The sequence below is a fragment of the Chryseobacterium sp. 3008163 genome, from assembly GCF_003669035.1.
Classification (GTDB): domain Bacteria; phylum Bacteroidota; class Bacteroidia; order Flavobacteriales; family Weeksellaceae; genus Chryseobacterium.
In genome coordinates, this window is record NZ_CP033070.1 from 699,577 (window position 1) to 724,100 (window position 24,524).

The window sequence follows — 24,524 nt, forward strand, 5'->3', positions numbered from 1 at the left end:
TAAAATTTAAACCGATTTAATCAATTAAATCTAAAAGTGTTTTTTCTTCCAAAATTTTTAACGAAGCATCCCTTACCTCAATCAAAACATCGTGTAAACTGCAATGATCTTCATTACAGTTCTCACATTTTTCATAAAAATTGAGACTCACACATGGAAGCATCGCAATAGGACCATTCACGAGACGGATGATTTTTGCTAAATTTACTTTCTCTGGACTTTCTTTGAGGAAATAGCCACCGCCTTTGCCCTTTTTACTATCGAGAATCTCAGATTTTTTTAGCTCTAATAAAATATTTTCAAGGAATTTTAAAGGAATTTTTTTGTACTCCGCAATTTCGGAAATCAGAACCGGACCTTCATTTCTTTTTTCTACAAGATATGAAAGTGCCTTAAAAGCATATTGAGATTTTTTTGACAACATTGTAACACAAAAGTAAGAAAATAGTTTGATATCTAATTACTAGGTTCGAAGTTAGGAGATGGAAGTAGGAACTCATTTAGTGTACCAAGCAAGACGCTTCCCTCTTTCGACTAAATTTCCCTAAATTTGTTTCTATGTTCAGTAAACAAGAAGCACAGCAATTAAAAAAAGAATTTTGGACGGTATTCGGAAAGTCGTTTCCGAGAAAATGGATTTTGTATGATACAAAAGTGAAAGATTTCTCATTCAAATTTAATGCTGACAACAAAAAAGCAGAAGTTTCTTTAGACATCGAAATGAAAGATGAAGTCTACCGAGATGCGTATTATAGTAAAATCTGGTCGCTTGAAGATATTCTTAAAGATTTCATAGGAGATTTTCACAAAGAAGAATTCTATACTTTGGAAAACGGTAAGGTCATCAGCAGAATTTGGATAGAAAAAGACGGAGTTTCTGTGCTTAATAAAAATACCTGGCAGCAGATTTTCGAGTTTTTTGTGGAGAAAATGGATGGTTTTGAAAGGTTTTATTACGAGTATGAGGATTTTATAAAAGATGTTTAGATATGAAAATCAGATATTGCTGGAGATGCAGAATGGATATCCCAATGCTTGATTCCGAAGAAGAAAAAATTGCATCAAAATTATTATCCGAAGGATTTCAAGAAGCTAGAAAATCAATGAAAGCACCAATTCAAGAAAACTTCAAAAAATTACTTGATTATTATAAAGAGGTAACAGGGTTTGAAGAGACAAATCCAAATGCAATTATGCATCACTTTATTGACATGTATGGTCCTGATTGCGAAAACTGTGGAAAACCTTACAGAACAGAAACTGCAACTTTTTGTCCAAAATGTGGTAACAAAAGAGTGATATAATTTCATGTAAATTTCAAACCATTGTTTAATATTTTTGTATTTTAGTTTTATATTAAATCACAAAATTTTAAAGACAATGGAAGACAATTCGTTTATTTTCACAGACGGAACCGACCCCAAAATGCTTGAAGCGTATAAAAAAGCGCAGGAAACTTTTAAATATTTCTGGAGAGAACAGTCTTGGGAATACAGAAGAATTATTCCGGGACTGAATCTGGCTTGCGTAAAAGCTGCATTCTCACAAGATGATCCCGAGACCGGTGAAAATATAGTTGAACACATGTGGATCAATGATATTGATTTTGACGGTGATCATGTAAAAGGGTACCTCATCAATGAGCCGAACGAGCTGACCAATATACAACCCGGCGATTATTTTGAAATTCCATTAAATGAAATCAGCGACTGGCTTTTTGCAATGACTCAGCCAGAGAAAAAATCGAAATTTTCTAAATTATTCTCGTCATCTTCTACTCAACTGCCAAAAGCTTATGGCGGATTTACCATTCAGAAAATGCGTGCAGATATGTCACCCTCTGAAAGAAAAGAACATGATGATGCTTGGCAGCTCGATTTCGGAGATTTTAATGAAATAGAAGTAGTGTACGAACAAAAAGAAAAGCCTGAAAATCTGATCGAACACCCGATGAGCAGAAATATGAAAGAAGATTTTGTAAAATTTCTAAATGAATATCCTGCAGAACTCACCAATATTGATGATAATGGCTTCACACTTCTTCACAGAGAAACCATCGCTGGAAATCTAAGTTCGGTAGAAGTTATTTTGGAATCCGGAGGTGACAAAACCATCAAAACCAATCATGGGAAAACTGCTTTAGATTATGCTAAACAACTGAATTGGGAACATTTGATTCCGGTTTTGGAAAACAATTAATCACATTTTAAAAATACTGAATGATACCAGAATTTCTTAATGAGTTTAAAACTCAGCTTGAAAAATACAAACTTGAGACAATTAAAATCGTTGCAACGCCTCTTAAAAATGAAGAATCACTTCCAATACACAGCAGTAAATTTTTAGGAAGACCTTATTTACCAATTGGGATGGAATATCCTAAAGACAAAGAAAATAAACCGATGGTTCTTTGGGCACAAATCAATTTTTCAGACATTCCAATTCTTGAAGGTTATCCAAAACATGGTATTTTGCAGTTTTTTTTATCTGCAGAATGGTTTGATATGGATGATTACAAGGTTATCTTCCATGAAAATATTACTGAAGAATTTCAAACAGACTTTTCATTTTTAACAGAAGATATGTATGAAGAGTCTCCTATATATTGTGAGCATAAATTAAGTTTCAGCAAAGAAATTGAATACGGAAGTTCTGAAGATTTTAGATTTGACATGACTTTTAATGGTAAAGATTATTGGGATTTTCACGAAACTCTCACAAAAGATCAAAAAAACGAAATAGAAAAAATTATTGACGGAACTGATCATAAAGTAGGCGGCTATGCATACTTTACTCAAGCTGATATTAGAGATTACAACAAAGAGCTTAAACAAGATTTATTGTTATTACAAATTGATACTGATGAAGAGATTATGTTTGGAGATTCAGGGGTTGCCAACTTTTTCATTCATCCCGAAGATCTAAAAAATAAACGTTTTGAAAAAGCTTGGTTTAATTGGGATTGTTGCTGAAAAATCAATTTTCAAATGTTTTTTACCAAATGACAAATGATATTGAGGATGAAACGGGAATCAGTCCGTGGTCGATTTTCTTGTATAATGTACTTAAATAATAATGAAGAGGGACTTTTGGGTTTCTCTTTTTATTTAAAACGTATTTAAAATCAAAAAACATCCGCCGAGGCAGATGTTTTTCTTATATATTTTGTATGCTGATTATTTCTTAGCAGCTTTCACATCGATAGCAATTTCGATGTCTTTGCTGATCATCCATTCTGCAGGATCTGCTTCAGAAGTTCCGAATTTGATTCCCCAGTCAGCACGGTTTACTGTAAATTTAGCCGCAATATTTGCTGATTTGTCTACTACGTCTACTTTAGCAGGGAAAGTTACATTCATAGTTTTACCCAACAAAGTAAGGTTTCCGCTTACGGTTTTGTTAGCTCCGGCTACAGCATCCGCTCCAGGTGTTGCCAAATCTTCAACTTTAGTGATTTTAAAATCAGCAGTCGGGAATTTTTCAACGTTGAAGAAATCTTCATTCTTCAAGTGACCTTCAAGATCTGTAGATTTTTTATCTTTCTCAGTAACAGAAGCAGGATCTACTTTGATTGATTTCATATCAATTACAAATTCTCCAGAAGCCAATTGGTTATCAGCAACAGATAATTCACCTGACGTGATCGCTAGAGTTCCCCAACGTGGTGCCATACCTCCTTTGTGGAAAGCTTTCCAGTTTACTTTAGATGCAGCAACATCAACTGCTAAAACATCCCCTTTTTTTTCAGCAACAGTTTGCTCTTGACCTGCAGTTGCAGTTTCTGTTTTTTTTTCTCCACAAGAAGCCAATAAAAGACCCATACCTGCTAAAGCGATTACACTGATTTTTTTCATTTTTAAAAATTTAATATTGTTATTGATTAAGTATTGCTTTACTAAACAGCAAAAATACCGTTTTATTATTTTTAACTGTGCAAACCTCGGAAAAATTTATGATTTGTGTCATTAACATATGATAAGAAAATGAAAAAATATTGCGTTTGTTATTTAATCCCTTCATTTTTCCTTTGGAAATTATTTTTTTGTGAACTTTTTTTATTTAGTTTTAATAATTGAGATTGATATATTGCTTGAAGCAAACTTTATATAATATTAAAAAAACAAACTTTAAAATGGAGTTAAGCAGACAATATCAAATTGAAGATTTTGCTGGAGACGGAAAATTAAACGAATTGATTTCAATCTTATCAGACAATTACACTCAACTTGAACTTGATATCGCACTTGAAAATGCAATTGCATATTCTCAAATTGAAACTGCAGAATATTTACTTTCAAAAGGTGCGAAATTTTCAAATTATGATTATCAAGGGACTTATTACGCTGTACACAATAATGAACTTGAAGGATTAAAATTTGCGATACAAAACGGAGTCGATATAAATATCAATAATGGAATGATAATAAACATGAGTATTCTATCCTCTATAAATAGTAAAAGTAATGACTTGCTTATTTGGATTCTTCAAAACGGAGGTGACCCAAATCTATTAAACAATCAAAATTTATATATTGCTTATAGTTCTGAAAATATCGAACTAAAGAAAATATTAGATATTGTGCTACAAAGAAGGTAATTCATAGAAATGTTTTGTAGTGAACAAACGTAGAATTTCTAAATACTATAAAATTCACCTCAAGATGTAATATCCTGCCTCCTCCAATTGTCCTATCTAAAAACCAACATGAAATTTAACTTCTTTTTTCTCTTTTCTTTTCTTTTATCACCTCTTTTGCGCAGCAAAATCTAAGTATAAACGGGACAATTATCAATCATAATCAGGAAAAAATCACGTCACCCATTGTGGTTTATTTATTTAATACCGAAAATCATTTGGTGAAATCTACTATCACTCAGGATGCAAAATTCGAGTTTCATCAGTTACAATCAAACAATTATTATCTTCAAATTTCTTCGGATGAAACTGTTCAGAAAGAAAAACCATTTTATTTAGATAAAAATTTAGATTTAAAAATTATTTACGAACCAAAAGTTCAACAGATTGAGGAAGTTAATCTCGTTGGGAAGAAAAATAATTTCAAAGTTGAAAACGGAAATATCACTTTGGAGGTCGCCAACTCACCGCTTAATAAGTTACCAACCTCCACAGAATTATTATCGAAATTACCTTTTGTAATGATGGATGTCAATGGCGAAGGGCTTTCATTTGTCGGAAAAGGCGTTCCGTTATTGTATATTGACAACCAAAGAGTAGATTTTGCAACCTTATCAGGAATTGCCGTAGACGACATCAAATCTGTAGAAATTATCAGAAATCCATCCGTAAAATATGAGTCGGAAGGGAAAGCTGTCATTAAGATCAATCTCAAAAAAAGCAGAAAAGACGGTACTCAGCTCAGCATTTCTGAAACGGCGACTTTTCAAAAACGATTCAGAAATCATTTCACAGTCAATTATCAGCAGAAAAAAAATAAAACAGAGTGGAAACTCAATGCCGCATACAATCAAATCAATCATTGGGAAAGTAACGGTTTCGAATATTCGGTACCCAGCAAAAATATTTATTCTGATTATGTGATTACCTCGATTACCAAACGTCCACAAACCATTTTTGGAGGAAGTTTATATCATGAATTGAATGATGGAGACTATATTACTTTAACGATCAACAGTAATTTTAGACCAGATAAAGGTGATAATAATACCAACACGTTGTACTCTGAAAATGGAAATTCTTCTTACATCAAAACACTGAATCAGCAGGACAGTAAACGGTCAACTATTAATTCCATATTTAATTACAATAAAAAAATAACGAATTGGGATGCAAACATTTTTACAGGACTTCAATACAACAGAGAAAGTAATAATGTCGACTACATTTTTTACAATGATATTAATAATTCAGGGTATGAATTCAGCCAGTTTCGTAGTCGACTGTATTCCGGGAACGTGTATTCCGGGAGAATTGATTTTGAAAAGAAATTTAATGAAAAACATGTTTTAGAATTGGGAGGAAGCTACACAAGCGCCGAAACCAATACAGACAACACCACCGATTACCGGAATAATCTGGCAATTGAATACTATAAATATCAATTTAAAGAAAGTAATTTAGCATCTTATGCCAATTTTGGTTTGGATATCAATAAATGGAACCTTAAAGGTGGAATAAGAATGGAAACCACTTCTACAAAAGGTTTTGAACCGATTATTTATGAAATTAAAATCGAAAGAGATTATGTGGACTGGTTTCCCAATGCAGAAGTAAATTTTAAGCAAAGTGAAGATTATACATACACATTAAATTTCAGAAAAAGCATTTCAAGACCTAACTATGGGAATCTTGCTGCCGGCGGATTATACGGAAGTCCGTATGTAGAATATGTAGGAAATCCTGATTTGGTTCCGACTTATACTAACACGGTTTCTTTCACAAGTAATCTGAAGAAATGGTCTTTGAATGCATCTTTTTACACCAGTAAAAATCCGATTGGTTACACTTTGGTTTATGATGAAAGCAGAAATATTTCAAAGTTCACAATGGTTAATTTCGAAAAAGAATTTGGGACAAATGTAGGTCTGGACTTCCCAATTGAATGGAAAAAATGGACTTCACAAAACAGTTTGTCTTTAAATTATGATAAGACCGAAGATTCTTTAGCCGTCATCAAAAAATCTACACCTTACCTTTACTTCTCAACCAACAATACGTTTACTTTGTTGAAGCATTTGTCATTTTTACTCGATGGATCTTATATTACCAAACGCACGGCAGGATTGTATGAAGTAAATGACATGTGTTTGGTTAATCTCGGACTTACTTCTTCCGTTTCAAATTTTGATTTTACAGTTCGTTACAATGATGTTTTTAATCAAATGAATTATATTCAGAAAGTGAGCTATAATCAGATGACTTCCACAGGAACTTTTTTTGGGAACACACCTACTCTATCTTTTGCTGTAAAATATAATTTCGGAAAGCTGCTCAAATCAAATTACAAGCAAAATACGGTGAATGAGACTTCGGATAGGCTTTAGGAAATGATGATAGTTGGCGGTTTTGATATGTGAAATTTTTATGGCTTCGAAATAATTTGCCTTCTTGAAAATTTTATTTTATTGAAATTGATAAAAGATGATTATTTATCTGCATTGATTTTATGATTGTAAATATCTTGATGAATCTGTATTGTCTTCACAATAACAACAAATAAGAGAAAATTTAGAAAACCAACCTGCAAATTGGCAAAGTATGAAGATTATCTGGATCGATTTTGTCATTGAAAATTTAAAAACCATTTTTGATTATTATACTCTTAAAGTCATCAAACAAAAAAAGAGAAACCTAAGTTTCTCTTTTCTATTTCTATCCAAATTTCTTTTTTCTTAACCAGAAAAACAAACCTCCCAAAAGGCCGATAATCGCTAAAGGAAGCAGTAAATTAAACCATTGCCAATTTGCCTTTTCTTCACTGATTCTGTGACGATCCAAAAGACGTTCTTCGATGTTTCTGTTTCTCAATCCCATCAGGTTACTGTCGTCGAGAAGGTAATCTAAGGCATTTCTCAGGAACTGCTCATTACCAAACTGTTCGTCGGTCAAACGATCCACACCAAGAGGTAAAGCTTCGCCTTTGTGTGTTTTATTTCTGCCGACATCACCGTCCGCAATGACAATCATTTTATTTTCCGGACTTGTTGCTTTAAAGCCAGGATACGATTGTCTTTCGATTCGTGATGCGTAAGCAGACGAGAATTTCCCTTCTAAAGCAACGGCGAAAATCTTTGGCGTGCTCGGTTTTTCCATTTGTCCGAGGCTGTCGACGCTGGCAATTTCACTTAGCTCAACATAATTAGGAACCTGCTTTAATAAGGTTCTCTCGCTTGATTCAAAAAGAACATTGGTTTTAAATTTCTTTCCACCCAAAGTATCGATAGAAGTTGGAAATTCAAACTTTACAGGATTGATATTTTTAGTAATCGGATTGTTGTTTTCAGCAATTCCTAATGGAAAATAGGGCCAAGGAAGCTTTGTATATTGTGCGTTTCCTGCTACTTCACCCGTTACCAATTTCAGCAAAGCAAATTTCTTCACATCCTTTACCAAAGCCGGATTAATTCTCAAACCATAATTGAAGAAAAAATCGGTCATATTGATGTCAACCGGAAAGGGCATTACTTTTTTTGATTTCGTTAGTGTATCCATTTCAGCATTCACGGCATCAATCATCCAAAGTGTTTTTCCGCCATTCATGATGTATTGATCCAAAATCACTTTTTCGCCGTCGGTAAATGCTTTGCGAGGCTTTGCGATAACCAAAGCGCTCATTTGCTTTAATAATGGTAAATCTGCCAAAGTCAGTTCAACATTATTTTTTGGAATCACAGGACCTGCATCATAACTTTCTAAAGCCAGATTCATGAACCCTTGAAATTCTTCAGGTCTCAACTCGTCCTGATTCACCAAAATCCCAACCTTTTTTCTTTGATTTGTTGAAACCGATTTGATATTTGAAACTAAATTATATTCTAAATTTTCAATTGACTTTCTTATTTGTTCATCAGCATTGATATTTGCCTGCTGCACAACCAATGGAATAGAAGCTCCATTTTGACCCTGTTTTACCACAGCATAAGGAAACAGGTAAATCTGTGTAATCTTTCCATCTTTATTATCCGGAAGCACCGAAGGCTGCATTCCCATTGCCATCAACGTGTCCTGAGACATTTTGGTTTTGATAGGATCTATGAATTTAAAATCAATTTTCGGATTGATCTTTCTAAATTCTTCGAGCATAAATCTGGTCTCGCTCTGCAATTGTTTAAAGCTTGCCGGAAAATCTCCTTCCAAATAAACATCTACAGTCACCGGTTTTTTAATCGATTCTAAAATTTTCACAGTGCTTTCAGAAAGCGTGTATCTTTTTTCTTTGGTTAAATCCAACCGAATTCCTGAAAACATCAGGATGATGCTTAAAGGTAAAATGACAAACAGTAAAATTCCGAACGGAGATTTTAGGGATATCTTCTTCATGTTTTTACTTCTTTTTAGTGATAAAATGATTAGACAATGCTAATGTAAGACCGATAACGAATACAAAATAGGCAACATCTTTAAAATCGATTAAACCTCTTGTGAAGCCTAAGAAATGCTGATAAAAACCAATATTCTGAAGGATAAAGTCTGCTCCGCCCAGCAATTTATAACTCGCCAGCTGCTCAATCCCGAAATACATGATGAAACACATGAAAACGCCAAGCAAATATGCCATGATTTGATTTTGTGAAAGCGAAGAAGCTAAAATTCCTACTCCTGCAAATGTTGCAATCAGAATAATCAGTCCAAAATAACTTCCGAACGTCATTCCCAAATCGACATTTCCTTCCGGAACACCTAAAACGTAAACAGTGTACAGATAAATCAGCGAAGGAATCAGACATAAAATTCCGACCACCCAAACCGAAAGAAATTTCCCAAAAACCAATTCTGAAACTTTCAGAGGTTGAGAAAACAGCCAGTTCAATGTTCCGGTTTGCTGTTCTTCCGCAAAAGTTTTCATTGACAATGCCGGAATGATAAACATCAAAAGCCACGGCACCAAAACGAAATAGCTTTGTAAAGAAGCCAAACCGATGTCGAAGATATTAGACTCGTTCTCGAAAAAAAATAGAAACAATGTTGTTATCAGACTGAAAGCGGCAATGATTACCCATGCGCTCCAGTTACCGAAATAACTCCAAAGTTCTTTTTTAAAAATTGCAAACATGTTTTTTTAGTTATGAGTTATAGATTATTAGTTATGAGCAATGAATGAACTTATAATTCATCACTCTTAACTTATAACTTTATTTATTTTTCTTACCCTTATTCACCAATTTCACCGTCATCATGATCAAAAATACCAGAACGAAAAATCCTGTGATTAATTGCCACCAATATTCTATTACGGAAGACTTTAAAATTACTGTAAACACAACCAGAAACAGAATAAATGTTGCTATCTCATTGATTTGTCGCAGCTTTACATTTGAGGTAGACAAAGTTTCGCCGTTCAGCTTTTTAATTTGATTTAATTTTTTCCAAGCCCAATAATGGAAGAGTGCCAATCCTATCAGAAAAGTTAATTTTAAATGAAACCAAGGCATTTTCATTAAAGCAGGATTGAGAAAAATCATTATTAAACCACAAACAGTCATGATAACGCCTGCAGGAACGGTGATGATATTCCATAATCTGCGAGCCATAAAGATATATTGTTCTCTGAGGATTCTCTTTTTATCTTCCTCAAAAGCATCGGTGTCTTTATAGTACACAAAAATTCTCACGAGATAAAAAATTCCCGCAAAATAACTGACCATAAAAATAATATGCAACGCCTTGATGATGGTATACAGCATCGTAAAAATTTGTGTGCAAAGATAATGATTTTGTGACTGAATCTTTTAATTAAAAGCCTTCTGAAAATGCGAAATTTGAATTTATTTTAAACATTACTTAAAAAATGTAAAGAAAAAAATCAAAAACATTTAATGGTGAAAAGAAATACTGTCAATTTTCTTTCCGTCTGCATATTTTTTAATATACTTTAATTTACCGTTTTCATCATAATATTTCCAGTCACCAAAGTAATACCAATGCCTTTGTGCATCGGAAATATCTAATTTTGACTGACCTCTCTCCATGATTTTACCGTTAGGATGATACAGCTTTGTCTTGGTCACATTCCTTCTGATTTTATCTTTTTGGTACGACTTACCTTCAAAAGTGGTTTTCCAGAATCCTACCTTCTCACCCATTTTGTACTTTCCTACAGCCGTTAAAGTTCCCTGGTCAGAAGAATATTCTTCTTTCCATTTTCCGTGGCGTTTATTCCATTTGTTTTCAACTTTTACGTACTGATTCATTTTTGCTTTGCATGAAGCCAATACTGTCAATACCAGACCTAGAAGTAAGAAATTTTTAATCATAAAAAAACAGAATTTCAGTAAATATAGAAATTCTGTTTTTATTCTACAATTGTAGAATAATTTATTTTAAGATAATTCCTTAAGAAATTACTCCTAATTCTTTTCCAACTTTTTCAAAAGCGACAATCGCTTTATCTAAATGCGCTCTTGTGTGAGCGGCAGAAAGCTGCACTCTGATTCTCGCTTTTTCTTTCGGTACTACCGGATAGAAGAATCCAATCACGTAAATTCCCTCATCCATCAATTTTTCAGCCATTTTCTGAGCTAGTTTTGCATCATACAACATCACAGGAACAATCGCAGCATCACCTTCAGGAATATCAAAACCTTTTGCTTTCATTTCTTTTCTGAAATATTCTGCATTTTCCATGACTTGGTCACGAAGTGAAGTATCATCTGAAATCATATCCAAAACTTTCAAAGCTGCTCCAACAATTCCGGGAGCCAATGAGTTTGAGAATAAATACGGACGAGAACGTTGTCTCAACATATCGATGATTTCTTTTTTACCTGAAGTAAATCCGCCTAACGCACCACCTAAAGCCTTTCCAAGCGTAGAAGTAATAATATCTACTCTACCCATCACTTCGTTTGCCTCGTGAGTTCCACGACCAGTTTTACCGATGAAACCCGTTGCGTGAGAATCATCAACCATCACCAAAGCATTGTATTTGTCTGCTAAATCGCAAACTCCTTTCAGGTCAGCAACAATTCCGTCCATTGAGAAAACGCCGTCGGTAACGATGATTTTGAATCTATGATTTTTCTCTGAAGCAGCAATCAATTGCGCCTCAAGATCTGCCATATTATTATTTTTATAACGATATCTGGCTGCTTTACAAAGACGAACCCCGTCAATAATCGAAGCATGATTCAATTCATCTGAAATAATTGCATCTTCATCAGTGAATAAAGGTTCGAAAACTCCGCCATTTGCATCAAAACAAGCTGCATATAGAATCGTGTCTTCAAGACCTAAAAACTGAGCAATTTTCGCTTCCAATTGCTTGTGAATATCCTGAGTTCCGCAGATAAAACGTACCGAAGACATCCCGTAACCATGAGATTCTATCATGTCCTGAGAAGCTTTCATCACTTCCGGATGGTTTGAAAGTCCAAGATAATTGTTGGCACAGAAATTTAACAATTTCTTTCCGTTGGCTTCAATTTCAGCACTTTGCTGTGACGTGATGATTCTTTCTGTTTTAAAAAGACCGTCGTTTTCAATATTTTTAAGTTCGTTCTGTAGATTTTCAAGATACTTTTCAGAGATCATTATATAATTTTTTAGGTTCGCTAATTTAATAAAAAGGCTTTAAACTATTTACTTTTATCCTTTATTATTATAAATTTTGATTTAAATACGAGATTTTCATCAAATAGTCTACTAATTCAATAGGATAATAATTATATTTGAACTTTGAAAATCGATTATATGAAATTATCTCAGATTATACGAGCAAAAAATATAGACGCTGATGACTTTTTGAAACAATATATGAAAGCGGGGAAACCTATTATTTTAAAGGATTTTATAGAACCAGACAGTCCCGCATTTCAAAAATGGAATTACGAATATTTTAAAGAGATTGCAGGAGAAACAAAGGTCAATGTTTACGGCAGCGAAATAGAATCTATTGATCGGGTTGCCAGTAAACCTGTTGGCGAAACTACATTTGCAGAATATTTAGATTTAATTACAACTAAAATTACTGAGCACCGTTTATTTTTATTTAATCTTTTAAGCTTAAAACCTGAGCTCAAAAATGACATTCATTATAAAGATATTACCAAAGGAAAGGTTTTGAAATGGCTGCCTTTTATGTTTTTTGGCGGACAAGGTTCTATTACAAGAAATCATATTGACATTGATATGTCGCATGTTTTTTTATCTCAATTTCAAGGCGTCAAAAGAGTGTGGCTGTTTCCGTGGGAGCAATCTGATTTAATGTACAAATTGCCATACAATTTTCATAGTTTAGTTAACCTTCAGGAGCCAGATTATGAAAAATATCCGGCATTAAAACGTTTAAGAGGTTACGAAGCAGTCATTCACCCCGGTGAGATTTTATATATCCCTTCAGGTTGGTGGCATTACATTCAATATGAAACGGAAGGCTATTCTGTTTCTGTGAGAGCTCTTCCATCAAGTGCGCTTGAAAAATGGAGAGGTTTTAAAAATTTGGTCATCATCAGACATTTTGATAATCTGATGCGAAGAATTTTTAAAGATAAATGGTTTAATTATAAAGTGAGAGTTGCCAATAAGCGCGCTGAAAGAGCCATTGGAAATTTCGACAATCTTGATTTTACAGTTGAACTGTAAAATCTTTTACAAAAAAAACTTTCCTTTTCAGAAAGTTTCTAAGCAGATTTATACATTTTAGACTTTAAAATTATAATAGTCGATGTGGTTACTCCTTTATAAATTTTAGATTCAACTGTTGAATGGTTATAAAGTAAACACCTTTTTCTAATGCAGAAATATCAATTTTCTTTTCTGTATTTCCTTTTTTCACCAATCTGCCATCAGCCGTAACAATATTGTAATCGGTTTGCTTTTTTAAACCTGAAATAAACAATTCGTCTTTTGCAGGATTTGGATAAATAGACAATTGATCTAATACAGCCTCTGAAGTACTCAAAGTATTATCTTGTGCAACAGTAGAGTTTTTTTCCAGAATCTGATACTCATAATTAAATTGTACGCTTGCGACCGGAAATGAAACAGTTTCTGTAAAATATTGATTATTTGAAGTATTATTTAAAGCAAAATAAGCAACCTGCCCACCCGTTCCATTTACTTTTATAGGCAATGGCATGTCAAAAAAGCTTACTGACGCATGACTTTGAGTTTGTCCTGCTTTGAAAGTTACTTGATTTCCAGTCTGTTTCCATCTGATATCATAAGTCGGGTAACCCTGACCATAAATCCAGTCATTGAAAAAACCTGTAAAATCTCTCCCAGTAGACTGCAACAGTGAAGCATTTAAGTCTGATGTTTTCACATAATTATAAGCTAAATTTGGTCTTGCATGATAATCTTTTAAAGCCTGATAAAATACAGTTTCACCAAGAATCCATTTGATCATTCTTACAACATATCCTCCTTTAGAATAAGATAGTCTTCCGCTAAATATTGTCCCTACACTTCCTAAATTAGCGTCTGCAACATACACACTGCCACCTGTAGCACTGGTAATATAATTTTTCTCGCTTAAAAGATAATTTAGAAATTCAGTATTGGTCATCAACAATTTTTCATATGCAACATGCTCTCCAAATGTAGCAAAACCTTCATTCAGCCAGATATCATTCCAAGCACCACAGGTCACTTTATCTCCGAACCATTGATGGGCAAGTTCGTGAGCAATCAATTGTTTGCTCCAACTTCCCATGGAAGACATCGTTTGATGCTCCATTCCGCCACCTGCGGTGAATTCCATGTGACCATATTTTTCATTTCTGAAAGGATAAGGTCCGAAGTAGGTTTCAAAAGTATTCATTACGGTCTTCGTCCATTCAATATTTGCCATGCTGCCTACATTAGTAGACGTTCCAGGATAGATATAATTCACAAAAGGAAATGGCGGATTTCCCATCGTATCATTCAATTTAACAAAATTCGTAATTGATAGAGCCACCAAATAGGCTGCCGTGGGATATTGTGTTCTCCAAAACGTTAATTTTTGTCCGCTTCCCAGAATTGTTTCGCTCATTAATCTCCCGTTTGATGCTACACTATATTGTGAAGGAGTTGTTACTTTAATATCAAATCTTTCAATTTTATCATTTAAACTTTGCTTAGTCGGAAACCAATCTTGTGCACCGTAAGGTTCGTTTAAAGTAGAAAGAACTGGCGTTCCACCTTGACTATTGGTGAAGAATGCATTATTATTTGTAGGAGGATTTCCGCTGTATTGTATCGTTAAAGAATCTAAAACATTGGCAGGAAGTGATGATGTAAAATCAATTTTCACTTCTTTGGTTGCCAACTGCTGAAAAGCTAAGGGCTGACCATGAAAAGTAACTTGAGAAACCGTCAGTTGGTTCGTTAAATCAAAATAAATACTACTCATTGCTTGAGTTGGCTTGAAATGAGAAGTCACAGAACCTGAAATCTGTGCAACAGACGGATTCAATGAAACATCCATTCTCTGATACTGCAAATCGTAGTTTAATGTATTCGGATTGGTATTTCCAGCATTCATTTTTGCGGTAAAAGACTTCATTTCTTTTGCCATCAAGCCTTTCATTTCAATATTTTCCTGAGCTAAAACGGTTTGACATACTAAAACACCTAAAATTAGAAGATAAAACTTTTTCATATTATTATAATATACGATTGTCTACATGAAATGGTTTTTGATTGAAAATATAAATCAATTCCATTATCAACAAATTAGAGGTTAAAGATAAAAAAAACCTTTCAATCTTAGATTAAAAGGTTTGTATATCAATTGAATTACTTTTCTAAAGATCCAAAGCCGGCTGAAGAATTTTTTCCATTTTGCTTTTTACCTGAGCAACAGAACCAGCATAATTGTTAACCAAGATAGAAAAAACTAAAGTTCTGCCTGTATTCGTTTTCATATAACCTGTCAAAGCTTTCACTTTATTTAAGGTTCCTGTTTTTGCAAAAATTTGTCCGTTTCCTTCAATTTTAAACATACCTTTTAAAGTTCCAGTTTGCCCTGCAATCGGTAAAGAATCGAAATATGTTTTATAATATTTTTGGTTCATCAAAGAAGTTAAAAACTTCACCTGAGAAATTGGAGTTACATGATTGCTTCTAGACAATCCGCTTCCATCCATATAATTTAAACCTTCTAGATCGAAAGCGACATCTTTCAAATGTTCATTCACCACAATTCTACCCGATTCTGAAGTCTGGTCGCCCATTTTCTGGAAACCAACTGTTTTCAGTAGCGCTTCTGCCAATCCGTTATCACTACGCTGATTGGTGTAATAGATAATATCTGACAACGTTGGAGATTTGTATGCGGAAATCATTTTTCTTACTTCCGGAGCTGCATCTGTAGTTTTTGGAGTTACTTTTCCGGTAACACCTACTCCGCTTTTCACCAAAGTTGCACGGAATGAATTTGCCAAAAACGCAGGTGCATCAGGAAGTTTAGTGGTTAAAACTCCATCACCATCATACTTTTCAGCATACACCATTTGATTGGCGTAAGGTGAAACGTAGAAATATTTTTTATCTGATGCTGAGTTATTACCTTTTTTAACGATCAGTTTTTCGTTTGCAGGATTAATCTCACGAGTTGTACCAACGGGCAGATAGTAATTATTGTTTTCTAGCCACACAACATTTTCCGGAAGTCTCGAAATGTTACCTTTGAAAAGCGCTGTCTGAATAATAATATCACCATTTACCTTTTTGATTCCCTCACGAGACATTCCACTCACGAAGTCTGAAACGATTTCTTTGTAAGACCAAGCTCCAGCTTTGTTGGTTCCCAACGATGGGTCGCCGCTACCTACAATATAAAGATTACCGTTCAAAACTCCATTTTCGTCGATTTCTCCTGAATATTCAAGCTGCGTCATCCAACGGTAATTTTCTCCCAACAGATGCAAAGCAGTTTCTGTGGTCAATAATTTGGTGGTAGAAGCAGGAACAAGCGGAGTGTTTTCGTTGTACGAAGAGATTACCTTCTTCGTTTTCGGGTCATAGACTACAAATCCCCAAGTTGCATTTTTCAATACGGGATCTGTCATCATTGTGTTTAGGTTAACATCTACAAGTTCTTTAGGAGACAAAAAAGCTTTTTCAATCGCTGCTGCAGGAGAAGGTAAGTTTAATCCGCTTTTTTGACTTTCGAAATTTGGAGAATAAAGAACTGTAGATACGGTAGATTGGGCAAGGAAAAAACCAGTGGCCAAAACCGTAATACCTGAAATATACTTTCTGTAATTTATCATCAATTTTTTCTTTTTGTTATATTTTGGATGACATAAAAAACGATTAGTTAAATCTTTTCTCAGAATCCAAACACATAATAAACGTTCAAATGTAGAAATTATTGTTAGAAACCAACCTATGAAAGTATGATAAAAGCGTATAAATTTTGTTAAATAGTGTTAAAAATCTACAAATACATCTTTTTTAATGCTTTGATATGCAGTGATTTCATCAAATTCTTTCAGACTTAATAAAACCAGACTTTTAAATTTTTCATAGTTTTTCCCTCTTGGAAGCTTCAATAAAATCTGAAACTGATACAAATTATTCAATCTCGCAATCTGAGCTCGTTCCGGACCGAGAATACAATCTTCGGGAAGATATTTTCTTAAAATTGAACCTAAAAACTGAGACGCACGATTGACTTTATCATCTTTAATGTGTTTCAGCTCAATCATAATTAATTTGGTGAAAGGCGGATAATGAAACTTCTGTCTTTCTGTAAGAAAATATTTATAAATCTTTAAAACATTATTCATTTTAATCAACTGAAAAACAGAATGATCCGGATTGTAAGTCTGAATTAAAATTTTCCCGTTTCCTGAAACCCTTCCCGCTCTACCAGAAACCTGAGTAATCAATTGATAAGCACGTTCTTCAGCTCTGAAATCCTGAACATACAACATAGAATCAGCTTTCGGAATGGCGACCAATTCGATATGATCAAAATCTAAACCTTTGGAAATCATTTGAGTACCAACAATAATATCAGTTTCCCGATCTTCAATTTTCTCGTATAATTTTTCGTAGGCAAATTTTTTCCGCATCGAATCAACATCCATTCTGTCGACTTCATTTTCGGGGAATATCTTTGAAACTTCTTCATGAATCTGCTCTACTCCAACTCCTCTTTCATTCAGATTTTCAGAATGACATTTCGGGCAGGCTTTCGGTTTTGAAGCTCTCTGACCGCAATAATGACATTTCATTTCATTGGCTGCTTTATGATACGTCAGAACAACATCACAGTTTGAGCAGTAATTGACGTAGCCACAAGTTTCGCATTCTATAACACTTGCATAGCCACGGCGATTATGAAGAATGATGGTCTGATTTTTTTCGTCTAAAGTTTTTTTAATCTCATCAATCAGCTGTAACGAAAAATTTCCGGAAACCTTTTTGGAATCCTGGGCTTCTTTGAAGTTAATCAGTTCAAATTCAGGCAATTTTACATTCCCGAATCTTTCATTTAAAAATATATAGTGTAATTTTTCTTTTCTGGCTAAATAATAACTTTCCACAGAAGGCGTTGCCGAGCCCAAAATCACTCTTGCATCATAAAAACCTGCCAAAACCAAAGCGGCATCTTTCGCATTGAAAAAAGGCGAAACTTCTCTCGGTCTATAGGCAGAATCGTGCTCTTCATCCACAATAATCAACCCTAAATTCTGATAAGGCAGAAATAAAGCGTTTCTTGTCGCAATGAGAATTTTAATATCGTTATTTTTAATTCTTCTCCAAACCTCAACTTTTTCAAAATCAGTAAGTTTTTGGTGATAAAAACCTAATTGACGACCGTATTTTTTTTCTAAACGTTGTGTGATTTGTTTGGTTAAAGAAATTTCGGGTAGCAAAAACAAAACGTTTTTTCCTTCGTTGACACATTCTTCAATTTTTTCTAAATACAAATGCGTTTTTCCTGAAGAAGTGACACCATGAATCAGAACGTTTTTCTTTTCATCAAAAGCTTCATCAATTTCTGCCTTTGCTTCTTTTTGTGCCTCAGACAGTTCTTCTATTTCTTCAATTTCACCCTCGTAGCTTTCGATTCTATATTTTTGAAGATAATATTCTTCAACCAAATTTTTATCTGCTAAAGCTTTGAAATGTGAACTCCCAAAATATCCATCCTCAAACAATTCCGATTTTTTAATGTGTAAATCGGGATGTTCAGTTTGCTTTTCTATAATATTCAGGAAAAGTTCTTTCTGTTTTTTTGCTCTGTTAAGTTGCAAAAGAATTTCAGTCAGATTTTGATTTTTTAAAACCTCATCTTTCACTTTTACGTACGCAACTTCTTTGGCTTTGTATTTTTCGGCAACTTTTTCATCAATTTCAATATATTGTAAATCTATCAGAGAATTGATGGTTTTAATGATCTCCTTTTTCGGAATAAATGCTTCAATATCTGTCAGATTAATCAGCTGACGAACTTCCAAAGCCTGAATGAGGTACATTTCGTTGACATCAAGATTCTCAAACTCAATGACTGCATTGGGTTTAAGCTTTAAATACGTTTCGCTTTCCAGTTTCAGAGAAGAAGGAAAAGCGAACCGATAAATTTCACCGAGATTGCAGAGATAATAACTTGAAAGCCAATTCCAGAAGCTGATTTGCTCAGACGGAACAATCGGATATTCATCTAAAATGCTGATGACTTCTTTAGCGACGAAATTTTCCGGTGCCTGATCATGAAGTTCAAAAACAATTCCGGTGTAGATTTTTTTCCCGCCAAACGGTACGAGTACACGCATTCCGTTTTCAATTTTGAAAGCGAGTTCTGCCGGAACTTTGTATGTAAAGGTTCCTTTTAAATTGAGCGGTAAAATTATCTGGGCGTACTGCAAGGGAAAAATTAAAATGTAAAATTAATTGTTTCTAAACAGAATTGCAATTTTTTAGTGAAGCTAAATTTTTAAACGCAAAGCACGCTAAGTTTTTATTGATTGTATTGAGAATATTTTTAGTTTGATAAGGCGTTTCACTTAGCAAAATCAATCTCAACTTTTCAAATCAAAACAAGTTTGTCATTCCGGAGGAATCTCGATATAGATATTTAAAATCCAATTTTGCTTAGATTCCTCCGGAATGACAAACTTGACGCTGATTAGTCTGAATATTTGAAATAAATGACAAACGTTATAGTTATTACAAAATTTGAAAATAATGACAAAACTCCCAGCCCCGATTGAACGGCATGTTTGAGCTCTTTCCGAGAGATTCGGCGGCGGCAAAGCCGTCGCCGAATCTCTCGGAAAAGCGAGTAGTGAAAGCGGGATTAAGCTCCATTTTAAAAAATAAATTCAATAATCTGATACCAAACCGCCGTTGTGAAAAAACCGAGAATAATGCTGAACCCGATGGTGAGATTGGTGAGCTTGGTGTTGAGCCTGAACTGTTCGGCAATAATGCTGGAAGTCACAACCGTCGGCATTGCGGATTCAAAAATGGTGATTTTGGCAATATTTCCCGTTATTTCGAACAAAAATACCAATCCAAGACTGATTGTAGGAGCCAGAATTAACTTGTAAAACATCGACGCTGACATCTGAGGAATCAATTTTTTCCAGCCGTTGAATTTTAATTGTAATCCGACAGAAAATAGGGCGAGCGGACTTAAAGTTGCTGCCAATTTATCGAAAAGCGGTTCTGCAAAAGTGAAATCGATAAATGGCGACAAAACCAATGCAGCAATACAGCCTACGAGCGGTGGAAAGGTGATTAATCTTTTAAAAATAAATTTCGCACTCACTTCGCCTGATTTTCCGCCGCCTCTTATTGCCGTAATAATTCCTAAAGTGGAAAGCGAAAAAAACATCGTCTGATCACAGATAATCGCAATACTTAAAAGACTTTCACCGTAAAATGCACTAATTAATGGAAAACCAATGAAAGATGTATTGCTGTAACCGCTGACTAATTCTAATGTGCTTCGTGATCTTTCGGAATATCCTTTCGTTTTACAATAAATCTTCATAAAGACGAAAGCAAAAACGGCAGTCAGAAATGTTGCGGCAATGGGAAAAAGCATTTCCAAAGACCACTGAACTTTCGGCAAATATTTGAAAGAAACTGCAGGTAATGCGAGATAGAGAATCCAGGTATTGATACCTTTGTGTGCATCGGGATGGATGGATTTTGTTTCTTTGAGGATCATTCCCGCAAGAATGCAAACGCCAATTAAAACAAAATTTACCATGATTCTTTAAAATATGTACAAATTTATGACTGAATGTTAAGAATTTTGCCTTTTTTTCATGATTTTTTTTCTGAAATAAAAATTGTCAATTTCATTATCAATACAATCAAAATTATTATTCCCATAGTTGGAAGACTAAGAAATTTTAAAAGAAAATTCTGCTCAACAATTTTTTCTTTTGTTTCTGATAATTTCCAAATTGAAGGATACAATCTACCAACATCTTCAAATTTTTGTTTTTTTGAAGTAAGAAAAATTTTGTTTACATCTCGGAGTTTTTCGTCCTTATTAGCATTATATATTACTGAAACCTTATCACGATTATAATATGGAAATAATATAAGATTTTTATCAATCTGAGATTTAATAATAATATTATTTTTACCATCAATACTCATTCTGAAAGTTTTTCCACCAGCATTTTCCACCCTAATTGATTCAACAAAATTTCCTTTTTTATCATATTTTTGAATGATTGAATAAAAACTATCTCCGATATAAATATTTTCGTTACTATCAACAACAAATCCTGCAAAATCACTGATTGGCAATTCTATTTTAATTTTAAAATCAAACCAGATGAAAAATATTCCCGATGCAAGAACTCCGAAAAATATAAAAAATAAAAAATTAGAAATTTTCTTTAGCATTTTACTATTCTATAATTATTCATTCACCATATTCCACAAACTCATCACCTCAACTTTTTCTAAAGGTTTTGAAAGGTAGATTTTCTTCGAAGTTTTTGGAAGCAAATCAAAAAAGTTGTCGCTAAAATGGGTGTCACCCATTAAATAAACATCTTTCGCTAGAACATCGGTGGAAATTTCGATTTCTATTGGTGAGATTTTCTTGATTGTAATGTTGGGTCTTGTAAGTTTTAAATCTTTTGGTTTTGCGAAGAAATGAAGATTTTCTGCAATGATTTTTTTATTGATATCTTTTAAAATCAATTTTAAAAATACTTCATTTTTATTGGAATATTTAATTAAATTTTTAATTTCTATATGATCAATCTTTGCAATTCCATCCAATGTTTTCCCATTCTGAACCGTAGTTAAATCATTTAGAATTTTTCCGTTAAAATCAACAACCTGAATTTCTACTTTTATATCTTCAAACTTTTTTAATTCATCATTAATGGCATAAAAGTTCAAAAAACCGTCCATTTCTTCCGTTAAAATTACTTGGTTTTCAAAACTTCTTTTCACCTGATAATGCAAAGCCTTCCAATTACCCAGATAATCAATCGACGACCACGAAATTACTGGCCAGCAATCATTAAGCTGCCAATACAAAGTTCCCATGTTGTACGGTTTTGCACGGCGGTGCGCCTCAATGGCAATCTGCATTCCACGAGCCTGAAGCAGTTGAGAAACGTAATTGTATTTCACAAAATCTTTCGGAACCACGTAGTCACGCTTCATATACTCATTAATGATATGAAAACCTCGGGCGTTCTTTTCATGCGCTTTGATGACCGGATTTTCTAAACCTAAATCCGGATTTCCCGAAAACATTGATTTCACAGTTTCTAAACTTGGCATTCCCTGAAAACCATATTCTGATGCAAATCTTGGAACTTTTTCGTTATAAATTTCAAACGGAAATTCGCCCCACCAAACGCCCCAATAATGAGAATCGCCTTCAGTTAAACTTTCTTTGTGACCCCATCCGATCGAAGGCGAACTTGGCCAGTAAGTATTTTTTTCTGGGGTTACATTTTCTTTCAAAGCATTCGGAATGACCTCGTGGAAAACCTTTTTATAATCTTTCCAGACCTGCAGAGAATCTTCTTTTGAATATTTGAATTGTTTCTGATATCCCCAATTTACAATCGCCTCATCGATTTCGTTATTTCCACACCACAACGCAATCGACGGATGATTTTGAAGTCTGTTGACCTGACCTTTGACTTCTTCTTTTACGTTATTTAAAAAATCTTCGTCTGACGGATAAAAACTTCCGGCAAACATAAAATCCTGCCACACGAGAATTCCGTTTTCGTCGCAGGCTTTGTAAAATTCTTCATCTTCGTAAATTCCGCCACCCCAAACCCGAATCATGTTCATGTTGGCATCTTTGCAGTCTTTGATGAGTTTTTTGTATTTTTCTTTGGTAATTCTTGGCGTAAAACTGTCAGACGGAATCCAGTTTGTTCCTCTTGCATACATCGGATTTCCATTGACTTTAAAATAGAAAATTTTTCCTTTTTCGTCTTTTTCCTGAATTAATTCGATGGTTCTGAGACCAATTGTTTCATCTTTTTTATCAATAATTTGAGCATCCTTTTTCAGTGAAAATTTTAATACATAAGTCATTGCTTTTCCCCATCCGTTCGGTTGCCAAAAATGTGGATTTTCAATTTTAAATGGAACTGAAATCTTATTTAAACCTTTTTTCAGAACAATATCATAATTTGTTTTATCTGTTGTAAAACTATATTTGCCATCTTTCTCTGCAAAAATTTCTGCGTGAATAATTAAATCAGCTTTTTGCTTTGTTAAAGATTTCTGCTCTATTTTTACATTCTCAAATTTCGCATGATTCCAAAAATTCAGTTTGACATCTTTCCAGATTCCGGCAGTAACCAATCTTGGGCCCCAATCCCAACCAAACTGATATTGCGCTTTTCTGACAAAACTTCGTGGCGTTTCCGGCATTGTGAACGGAACTTTTCTGGCTAAATCTTTTCCAACATTGACTGAAGATTTAAATTTAATCTGCAACGTATTATTTCCAACTTTCAAATTATTTTTCACCGGAATTTTCCATGTTCTGAACATGTTGTCTGTTTTCTTCAGCAGTTTTCCGTTTAAAAAAATTTCAGAAAAAGTATCCAATCCATGAAAAACCAAATCCGCATTTTGATTTTCTAATTCTTTATAAGAAACTTTAAAAACCATCTGATAATCCCAGTCTTCATTCTCAACCCACTGCACTTTTTTCTCGTTTTCATCTTTGTAAGGATCAGGAATAAGTTGATGATTCATCAAATCCAAATGAACCGTCCCCGGCACGGTGGCCGTGAGCCATTTTTGTTCTTTTACATTTTTGAACTGCCATTTTTCTAACGAAAGATCTCGCTCTGAAAATTGGGCGTTAATGAATATTTGAATGAAAAATATAGAAAAAAGTATAGTTTTGTTCATTTACAGTTTATTTACAATTCTATGGATTCCGTCCTTGATTAAAGGTGTATTAAAGTTAATGAGAAGTCCGAGTTTTATGTTTGTTAATTTTAAATAAGTCAAAATCTGCGAATAGGAAATGGGATTAATTTCTAATACAGATTTAACTTCTATAATCACCTTATCTTCTACAATCAAATCAACTCTGTAAGCATTGTCGATTACCTCACTTTTATATTTTAGGGAAAGTACCACCTGACTTTTGACCTCAAAACCAAGTTCTCTTAACTCGTAAGCTAAAGCAACTTCATAAGCGCTTTCAAGCAAACCAACTCCCAAAGTTTTATGCACTTCCAGTGCAGCACCAATAATTTTATAGGATAATTCGTTTTCTGTCATTTGTGTTTGTGTTTGTTTAACTTTTATCTTGTACTTTATTAACGCAAAGATTATTTTTCTTTATGAAGATTTAAGAAGCAAAGAGTAGCAACCAAGTTGCTTAAGCTTGAAAATATATGTGCTCTATAAAACTTTCATA

Annotated in this window: 21 protein-coding genes; 7 read left to right on the forward strand and 14 right to left on the reverse strand. The window is 33.9% G+C overall.

The window, feature by feature from the left end; genetic code table 11:
- Positions 1 to 16: 16 nt before the first annotated feature.
- Complete coding sequence (locus EAG08_RS03085) at positions 17 to 424, reverse strand: RrF2 family transcriptional regulator (protein WP_129534170.1); 408 nt, start codon at positions 422 to 424, stop codon at positions 17 to 19.
- 134 nt (positions 425 to 558) lie between these two features.
- Here EAG08_RS03085 and EAG08_RS03090 point away from each other — a divergent pair, with 134 nt between their 5' ends.
- The 4 genes from EAG08_RS03090 to EAG08_RS03105 all read left to right on the forward strand — a co-directional run bounded on the left by EAG08_RS03090 (position 559) and on the right by EAG08_RS03105 (position 2,972).
- Positions 559 to 987 carry a DUF4268 domain-containing protein gene (locus EAG08_RS03090; protein ID WP_129534171.1) on the forward strand — a complete coding sequence of 143 codons (429 nt, stop codon included), beginning with the start codon at positions 559 to 561 and terminating at the stop codon, positions 985 to 987.
- 2 nt (positions 988 to 989) lie between these two features.
- Complete coding sequence (locus tag EAG08_RS03095) at positions 990 to 1,304, forward strand: hypothetical protein (protein ID WP_129534172.1); 315 nt, start codon at positions 990 to 992, stop codon at positions 1,302 to 1,304.
- Positions 1,305 to 1,380: 76 nt separating this feature from the next.
- Positions 1,381 to 2,199 (forward strand): DUF2314 domain-containing protein, encoded by an 819-nt coding sequence (locus EAG08_RS03100; RefSeq protein ID WP_129534173.1) that lies wholly within the window; start codon positions 1,381 to 1,383, stop codon positions 2,197 to 2,199.
- Between the two features lie 20 nt (positions 2,200 to 2,219).
- The gene (locus EAG08_RS03105) at positions 2,220 to 2,972 is read left to right on the forward strand and encodes a YwqG family protein (RefSeq protein ID WP_129534174.1); all 753 of its coding nucleotides are present in this window, start codon (positions 2,220 to 2,222) and stop codon (positions 2,970 to 2,972) included.
- 204 nt (positions 2,973 to 3,176) lie between these two features.
- Here the strand turns inward: EAG08_RS03105 and EAG08_RS03110 are convergent, their stop codons facing one another.
- The gene (locus tag EAG08_RS03110) at positions 3,177 to 3,854 is read right to left on the reverse strand and encodes a YceI family protein (RefSeq protein WP_129534175.1); all 678 of its coding nucleotides are present in this window, start codon (positions 3,852 to 3,854) and stop codon (positions 3,177 to 3,179) included.
- Between the two features lie 278 nt (positions 3,855 to 4,132).
- On the opposite strand from EAG08_RS03110, the gene EAG08_RS03115 reads away from it, so the two are divergent.
- Both EAG08_RS03115 and EAG08_RS03120 read left to right on the forward strand, forming a co-directional pair.
- Positions 4,133 to 4,597, forward strand: coding sequence for an ankyrin repeat domain-containing protein (locus EAG08_RS03115; RefSeq protein ID WP_129534176.1), 465 nt, complete (start codon positions 4,133 to 4,135; stop codon positions 4,595 to 4,597).
- 227 nt (positions 4,598 to 4,824) lie between these two features.
- Positions 4,825 to 7,023 (forward strand): outer membrane beta-barrel family protein, encoded by a 2,199-nt coding sequence (locus EAG08_RS03120; protein WP_129534177.1) that lies wholly within the window; start codon positions 4,825 to 4,827, stop codon positions 7,021 to 7,023.
- Between the two features lie 328 nt (positions 7,024 to 7,351).
- On the opposite strand, the gene gldG is transcribed toward EAG08_RS03120, so the two are convergent.
- The 5 genes from gldG to kbl all read right to left on the reverse strand — a co-directional run bounded on the left by gldG (position 7,352) and on the right by kbl (position 12,229).
- A complete protein-coding gene (gene gldG / locus EAG08_RS03125; protein ID WP_129534178.1) occupies positions 7,352 to 9,019 on the reverse strand; it encodes a gliding motility-associated ABC transporter substrate-binding protein GldG in 1,668 nt (555 codons plus the stop codon).
- A gap of 4 nt (positions 9,020 to 9,023) precedes the next feature.
- Positions 9,024 to 9,752, reverse strand: a complete 729-nt coding sequence (locus tag EAG08_RS03130) for an ABC transporter permease (RefSeq protein ID WP_129534179.1) — start codon at positions 9,750 to 9,752, stop codon at positions 9,024 to 9,026.
- 79 nt (positions 9,753 to 9,831) lie between these two features.
- Entirely contained in the window at positions 9,832 to 10,383 is a 552-nt protein-coding gene (locus tag EAG08_RS03135) for a CopD family protein (RefSeq protein WP_129534180.1), read from the reverse strand.
- 129 nt (positions 10,384 to 10,512) lie between these two features.
- Positions 10,513 to 10,953: a hypothetical protein gene (locus tag EAG08_RS03140; RefSeq protein WP_129537207.1), complete on the reverse strand. Its 441-nt coding sequence runs from the start codon at positions 10,951 to 10,953 to the stop codon at positions 10,513 to 10,515.
- 79 nt (positions 10,954 to 11,032) lie between these two features.
- On the reverse strand, positions 11,033 to 12,229 hold the full coding sequence (kbl, locus tag EAG08_RS03145; RefSeq protein WP_129534181.1) for a glycine C-acetyltransferase: 1,197 nt from the start codon (positions 12,227 to 12,229) through the stop codon (positions 11,033 to 11,035).
- A gap of 159 nt (positions 12,230 to 12,388) precedes the next feature.
- Here kbl and EAG08_RS03150 point away from each other — a divergent pair, with 159 nt between their 5' ends.
- Positions 12,389 to 13,279: a cupin-like domain-containing protein gene (locus EAG08_RS03150; protein WP_129534182.1), complete on the forward strand. Its 891-nt coding sequence runs from the start codon at positions 12,389 to 12,391 to the stop codon at positions 13,277 to 13,279.
- Positions 13,280 to 13,367: 88 nt separating this feature from the next.
- On the opposite strand, the gene EAG08_RS03155 is transcribed toward EAG08_RS03150, so the two are convergent.
- From EAG08_RS03155 to EAG08_RS03185, 7 genes are all read right to left on the reverse strand, one after another.
- Entirely contained in the window at positions 13,368 to 15,281 is a 1,914-nt protein-coding gene (locus EAG08_RS03155; protein ID WP_129534183.1) for a M1 family aminopeptidase, read from the reverse strand.
- Positions 15,282 to 15,426: 145 nt separating this feature from the next.
- Entirely contained in the window at positions 15,427 to 16,896 is a 1,470-nt protein-coding gene (gene dacB, locus EAG08_RS03160; RefSeq protein ID WP_129534184.1) for a D-alanyl-D-alanine carboxypeptidase/D-alanyl-D-alanine-endopeptidase, read from the reverse strand.
- A 159-nt stretch (positions 16,897 to 17,055) separates the two neighbouring features.
- On the reverse strand, positions 17,056 to 19,503 hold the full coding sequence (priA, locus tag EAG08_RS03165) for a primosomal protein N' (protein ID WP_129534185.1): 2,448 nt from the start codon (positions 19,501 to 19,503) through the stop codon (positions 17,056 to 17,058).
- A gap of 443 nt (positions 19,504 to 19,946) precedes the next feature.
- Entirely contained in the window at positions 19,947 to 20,855 is a 909-nt protein-coding gene (locus tag EAG08_RS03170) for an AEC family transporter (protein WP_129534186.1), read from the reverse strand.
- Positions 20,856 to 20,911: 56 nt separating this feature from the next.
- Positions 20,912 to 21,406, reverse strand: a complete 495-nt coding sequence (locus tag EAG08_RS03175) for a hypothetical protein (RefSeq protein WP_129534187.1) — start codon at positions 21,404 to 21,406, stop codon at positions 20,912 to 20,914.
- 114 nt (positions 21,407 to 21,520) lie between these two features.
- Entirely contained in the window at positions 21,521 to 24,007 is a 2,487-nt protein-coding gene (locus EAG08_RS03180; RefSeq protein ID WP_129534188.1) for a beta-mannosidase, read from the reverse strand.
- Positions 24,008 to 24,385, reverse strand: coding sequence for a GxxExxY protein (locus EAG08_RS03185; protein WP_129534189.1), 378 nt, complete (start codon positions 24,383 to 24,385; stop codon positions 24,008 to 24,010). It lies immediately after the preceding gene.
- Positions 24,386 to 24,524 lie beyond the last annotated feature (139 nt).

Bases quoted from the DNA above. Each gene is read 5' to 3' on its own strand.
- EAG08_RS03085 (WP_129534170.1), bottom strand. From the start codon at position 424: ATGTTGTCAAAAAAATCTCAATATGCTTTTAAGGCACTTTCATATCTT.
- EAG08_RS03090 (WP_129534171.1), top strand. From the start codon at position 559: ATGTTCAGTAAACAAGAAGCACAGCAATTAAAAAAAGAATTTTGGACG.
- EAG08_RS03095 (WP_129534172.1), top strand. From the start codon at position 990: ATGAAAATCAGATATTGCTGGAGATGCAGAATGGATATCCCAATGCTT.
- EAG08_RS03100 (WP_129534173.1), top strand. From the start codon at position 1,381: ATGGAAGACAATTCGTTTATTTTCACAGACGGAACCGACCCCAAAATG.
- EAG08_RS03105 (WP_129534174.1), top strand. From the start codon at position 2,220: ATGATACCAGAATTTCTTAATGAGTTTAAAACTCAGCTTGAAAAATAC.
- EAG08_RS03110 (WP_129534175.1), bottom strand. From the start codon at position 3,854: ATGAAAAAAATCAGTGTAATCGCTTTAGCAGGTATGGGTCTTTTATTG.
- EAG08_RS03115 (WP_129534176.1), top strand. From the start codon at position 4,133: ATGGAGTTAAGCAGACAATATCAAATTGAAGATTTTGCTGGAGACGGA.
- gldG (WP_129534178.1), bottom strand. From the start codon at position 9,019: ATGAAGAAGATATCCCTAAAATCTCCGTTCGGAATTTTACTGTTTGTC.
- EAG08_RS03130 (WP_129534179.1), bottom strand. From the start codon at position 9,752: ATGTTTGCAATTTTTAAAAAAGAACTTTGGAGTTATTTCGGTAACTGG.
- EAG08_RS03135 (WP_129534180.1), bottom strand. From the start codon at position 10,383: ATGCTGTATACCATCATCAAGGCGTTGCATATTATTTTTATGGTCAGT.
- EAG08_RS03140 (WP_129537207.1), bottom strand. From the start codon at position 10,953: ATGATTAAAAATTTCTTACTTCTAGGTCTGGTATTGACAGTATTGGCT.
- kbl (WP_129534181.1), bottom strand. From the start codon at position 12,229: ATGATCTCTGAAAAGTATCTTGAAAATCTACAGAACGAACTTAAAAAT.
- EAG08_RS03150 (WP_129534182.1), top strand. From the start codon at position 12,389: ATGAAATTATCTCAGATTATACGAGCAAAAAATATAGACGCTGATGAC.
- EAG08_RS03155 (WP_129534183.1), bottom strand. From the start codon at position 15,281: ATGAAAAAGTTTTATCTTCTAATTTTAGGTGTTTTAGTATGTCAAACC.
- dacB (WP_129534184.1), bottom strand. From the start codon at position 16,896: ATGATAAATTACAGAAAGTATATTTCAGGTATTACGGTTTTGGCCACT.
- EAG08_RS03170 (WP_129534186.1), bottom strand. From the start codon at position 20,855: ATGGTAAATTTTGTTTTAATTGGCGTTTGCATTCTTGCGGGAATGATC.
- EAG08_RS03180 (WP_129534188.1), bottom strand. From the start codon at position 24,007: ATGAACAAAACTATACTTTTTTCTATATTTTTCATTCAAATATTCATT.
- EAG08_RS03185 (WP_129534189.1), bottom strand. From the start codon at position 24,385: ATGACAGAAAACGAATTATCCTATAAAATTATTGGTGCTGCACTGGAA.